The 5268-nt window shown below is 55.3% G+C and carries 2 rRNA genes; both read right to left on the bottom strand.

Annotation, left to right across the window (positions count from 1 at the left end):
- Window positions 1–69 precede the first annotated feature (69 nt).
- A 23S ribosomal RNA gene (locus tag ACIBI6_RS41115) occupies window positions 70–3201 on the bottom strand.
- Window positions 3202–3541: 340 nt separating this feature from the next.
- A 16S ribosomal RNA gene (locus ACIBI6_RS41120) occupies window positions 3542–5060 on the bottom strand.
- Together the 16S and 23S rRNA genes form the textbook arrangement of a ribosomal RNA operon.
- Window positions 5061–5268 lie beyond the last annotated feature (208 nt).

Below are 5268 nucleotides of genomic sequence, written 5' to 3' on the forward strand. Positions count from 1 at the left end.
CCTCGTGTCTGTCTTCTCGGTGATCTGTGTGTTGTTTCAGATACCGCACAGTGGACGCGTAGCTTCTTTGTTGGTAAGTCCTCGGCCGATTAGTACCAGTCACCTACACCCGTTACCGGGCTTCCAGTTCTGGCCTATCAACCCCATGGTCTGTAGGGGGCCTTAACCACTCGAAGGTGGTGAGAAACCTCATCTTGGAACAGGCTTCCCGCTTAGATGCTTTCAGCGGTTATCCCTTCCGAACGTAGCTAACCAGCAGTGCCCTTGGCAGGACAACTGGCACACCAGAGGTTCGTCCGTCCCGGTCCTCTCGTACTAGGGACAGCCTTCCTCAAGTTTCTGACGCGCGCGGCGGATAGAGACCGAACTGTCTCACGACGTTCTAAACCCAGCTCGCGTGCCGCTTTAATGGGCGAACAGCCCAACCCTTGGGACCTACTCCAGCCCCAGGATGCGACGAGCCGACATCGAGGTGCCAAACCATCCCGTCGATATGGACTCTTGGGGAAGATCAGCCTGTTATCCCCGGGGTACCTTTTATCCGTTGAGCGACACCGCTTCCACTTGCCGGTGCCGGATCACTAGTCCCGACTTTCGTCCCTGCTCGAGCTGTCACTCTCACAGTCAAGCTCCCTTGTGCACTTGCACTCGACACCTGATTGCCAACCAGGCTGAGGGAACCTTTGGGCGCCTCCGTTACATTTTAGGAGGCAACCGCCCCAGTTAAACTACCCACCAGGCACTGTCCCTGAACCAGATCATGGCCCGAGGTTAGAGGTCCAATACGATCAGAGTGGTATTTCAACGATGACTCCACCAACACTGGCGTGCCAGCTTCACAGTCTCCCACCTATCCTACACAAACCGTACCGAACACCAATACCAAGCTATAGTGAAGGTCCCGGGGTCTTTTCGTCCTGCCGCGCGTAACGAGCATCTTTACTCGTAATGCAATTTCGCCGAGTCTGTGGTTGAGACAGCAGAGAAGTCGTTACGCCATTCGTGCAGGTCGGAACTTACCCGACAAGGAATTTCGCTACCTTAGGATGGTTATAGTTACCACCGCCGTTTACCGGGGCTTAAATTCTCAGCTTCGCCATTACTGGCTAACCGGTCCTCTTAACCTTCCGGCACCGGGCAGGCGTCAGTCCGTATACATCGTCTTACGACTTCGCACGGACCTGTGTTTTTAGTAAACAGTCGCTTCTCTCTGGTCTCTGCGACCCAACCCAGCTCCGAGAGTAAATCTCATCACCAGACCGGGTCCCCCTTCTCCCGAAGTTACGGGGGCATTTTGCCGAGTTCCTTAACCACAGTTCTCTCGATCGCCTCAGTATTCTCTACCTGACCACCTGTGTCGGTTTGGGGTACGGGCCGTGTACCAACTCACTAGAGGCTTTTCTCGGCAGCATAGGATCACTGAATTCACCTCAATCGGCTACGCATCACCTCTCAGGCACATGAGACACGGATTTGCCTATGTCTCGCCCTACAGGCTTACACCAGTACAACCACTGACTGGCCCAGCTACCTTCCTGCGTCACCCCATCGCTTGACTACTACAGCAAGGGTCGTATGCAGCCACTTCCGGCTCCCCGAAGGGAGTCCATCCGCTTTTGGATACTTAGCACCACTGATTCGCCATTGGGCGCGGATACACGGGTACGGGAATATCAACCCGTTGTCCATCGACTACGCCTGTCGGCCTCGCCTTAGGTCCCGACTCACCCTGGGCGGATTAACCTGGCCCAGGAACCCTTGGTCATTCGGCGGACGAGTTTCTCACTCGTCTTTCGCTACTCATGCCTGCATTCTCACTCCCACAGCCTCCACAACTAGCTCACGCTGCTGCTTCCATGGCTGTAGGACGCTCCCCTACCCATCCACACCACTGCACCACCCCCCGTAGAAGATGGCGGATGTATTGTGTGAATGCCGCGGCTTCGGCGGTGTACTTGAGCCCCGCTACATTGTCGGCGCAGAATCACTTGACCAGTGAGCTATTACGCACTCTTTCAAGGATGGCTGCTTCTAAGCCAACCTCCTGGTTGTCTTCGCGACTCCACATCCTTTTCCACTTAGTACACGCTTAGGGGCCTTAGCCGGCGATCTGGGCTGTTTCCCTCTCGACTACGAAGCTTATCCCCCGCAGTCTCACTGCCACGCTCTCACACACCGGCATTCGGAGTTTGGCTGATTTCGGTAAGCTTGTAGGCCCCCTAGACCATCCAGTAGCTCTACCTCCGGTGTGAAACACGTGACGCTGCACCTAAATGCATTTCGGGGAGAACCAGCTATCACGGAGTTTGATTGGCCTTTCACCCCTACCCACAGCTCATCCCCTCAGTTTTCAACCTAAGTGGGTTCGGGCCTCCACGACGTCTTACCGTCGCTTCACCCTGGCCATGGGTAGATCACTCCGCTTCGGGTCTAGAACACGCGACTGGAACGCCCTATTCGGACTCGCTTTCGCTACGGCTACCCCACACGGGTTAACCTCGCCACATGCCACTAACTCGCAGGCTCATTCTTCAAAAGGCACGCCATCACCCACCACAACAAAGTTGTGCGTAGGCCCTGACGGATTGTAAGCGCACGGTTTCAGGTACTATTTCACTCCCCTCCCGGGGTACTTTTCACCTTTCCCTCACGGTACTAGTCCGCTATCGGTCACCAGGGAGTATTCAGGCTTACCGGGTGGTCCCGGCAGATTCACAGCAGATTTCACGGGCCCGCTGCTACTCGGGCATCATCCACAACAGCCGTTGAGTTTTCGCTTACCGGACTATCACCGTCTATGGCAGGCCGTTCCAGACCACTTCAACTAACACAACGGTTTCTGACTGTCGCCCATCACGGCAGTGATGAGAAGAATGACCCCACAACCCCAAGAACACAACAACTGCCGTCTATCACATGCTCCTGGTTTAGCCTCATCCGCTTTCGCTCGCCACTACTCACGGAATCACTATTGTTTTCTCTTCCTGTGGGTACTGAGATGTTTCACTTCCCCACGTTCCCTCCACACACCCTATATATTCAGATGCGGGTAACACGACATCACTCGTGCTGGGTTTCCCCATTCGGAAATCCTCGGATCTCAGCTCGGTTGACAGCTCCCCGAGGCTTATCGCAGCCTCCTACGTCCTTCATCGGCTCCTGGTGCCAAGGCATCCACCGTACGCTCTTAAACACTTACAAACAAAGATGCTCGCGTCCACTGTGCAGTTCTCAAACAACACACCCACTCGAACCTGAATCCAGGACCAACCCAACAACTTCCGTCGCCAGCGGTATCACAAGAGATCCGAGCAGATCGTCTATTTGCCTAGAAAGAAACACTCGCGTGTTCTCTCAGGACCCAACAGTGTGCCGATATATTCACCGCGATCCCGGACATAACCGAAACCGTAATGCGATAAAACTTGTCAGTGTTCCACCCATGAGCGTCCGCCGGAAAACGTATGTTTCCGAAACGGTCTCTGGCATCAACGTTTACCATCCCCGACTCTTCGGGGTGCGATGCAGAAGTGCTCCTTAGAAAGGAGGTGATCCAGCCGCACCTTCCGGTACGGCTACCTTGTTACGACTTCGTCCCAATCGCCAATCCCACCTTCGACGGCTCCCTCCCACAAGGGGTTAGGCCACCGGCTTCGGGTGTTACCGACTTTCATGACGTGACGGGCGGTGTGTACAAGGCCCGGGAACGTATTCACCGCAGCGTTGCTGATCTGCGATTACTAGCGACTCCAACTTCACGGGGTCGAGTTGCAGACCCCGATCCGAACTGAGACCGGCTTTAAGGGATTCGCTCCACCTCACGGTATCGCAGCCCTCTGTACCGGCCATTGTAGCATGTGTGAAGCCCTGGACATAAGGGGCATGATGACTTGACGTCGTCCCCACCTTCCTCCGAGTTGACCCCGGCAGTCTCTCACGAGTCCCCGCCATAACGCGCTGGCAACATAAGATAAGGGTTGCGCTCGTTGCGGGACTTAACCCAACATCTCACGACACGAGCTGACGACAGCCATGCACCACCTGTACACCAACCACAAGGGGGGCTATATCTCTATAGCTTTCTGGTGTATGTCAAACCCAGGTAAGGTTCTTCGCGTTGCATCGAATTAATCCACATGCTCCGCCGCTTGTGCGGGCCCCCGTCAATTCCTTTGAGTTTTAGCCTTGCGGCCGTACTCCCCAGGCGGGGTACTTAATGCGTTAGCTACGGCACGGATCCCGTGGAAGGAAACCCACACCTAGTACCCACCGTTTACGGCGTGGACTACCAGGGTATCTAATCCTGTTCGCTACCCACGCTTTCGCTTCTCAGCGTCAGTTACTTCCCAGAGACCCGCCTTCGCCACCGGTGTTCCTCCTGATATCTGCGCATTTCACCGCTACACCAGGAATTCCAGTCTCCCCTGAAGTACTCTAGTCCGCCCGTATCGACCGCAAGCCCACCGTTGAGCGGTAGGTTTTCACGAACGACGCGACGAACCGCCTACAAGCTCTTTACGCCCAGTAATTCCGGACAACGCTCGCACCCTACGTATTACCGCGGCTGCTGGCACGTAGTTGGCCGGTGCTTCTTCTACAGGTACCGTCACTTCCGCTTCGTCCCTGTCGAAAGAGGTTTACAACCCGAAGGCCGTCATCCCTCACGCGGCGTCGCTGCATCAGGCTTCCGCCCATTGTGCAATATTCCCCACTGCTGCCTCCCGTAGGAGTCTGGGCCGTGTCTCAGTCCCAGTGTGGCCGGTCACCCTCTCAGGTCGGCTACCCGTCGTCGCCTTGGTAGGCCATTACCCCACCAACAAGCTGATAGGCCGCGGGCCCATCCTGCACCGATAAATCTTTCCACCACAAGACATGCATCCCGTAGTCATATCCGGTATTAGACCCAGTTTCCCAGGCTTATCCCGAAGTGCAGGGCAGATCACCCACGTGTTACTCACCCGTTCGCCGCTCGTGTACCCCGAAGGGCCTTACCGCTCGACTTGCATGTGTTAAGCACGCCGCCAGCGTTCGTCCTGAGCCAGGATCAAACTCTCCGTTGAAGACTCTCAACCACACCCAAAAAGGGCGCAATCAGAAGAATTAACCAGAGTCCGAAAACCTTGGCAAAATCAAACGCCAACAAAAAATATTTGCTGACTAAATGTCCGACCCACCCACACGGGGGTATGAGGAGCCGGAACCAAATAAAACATTTGGCACTGACATTCATCGACACACTATTGAGTTCTCAAAGAACACACGCACACA

Origin of the sequence: Nocardia sp. NPDC050412 (assembly GCF_044458825.1) — a bacterium.
Taxonomy (GTDB): domain Bacteria; phylum Actinomycetota; class Actinomycetes; order Mycobacteriales; family Mycobacteriaceae; genus Nocardia.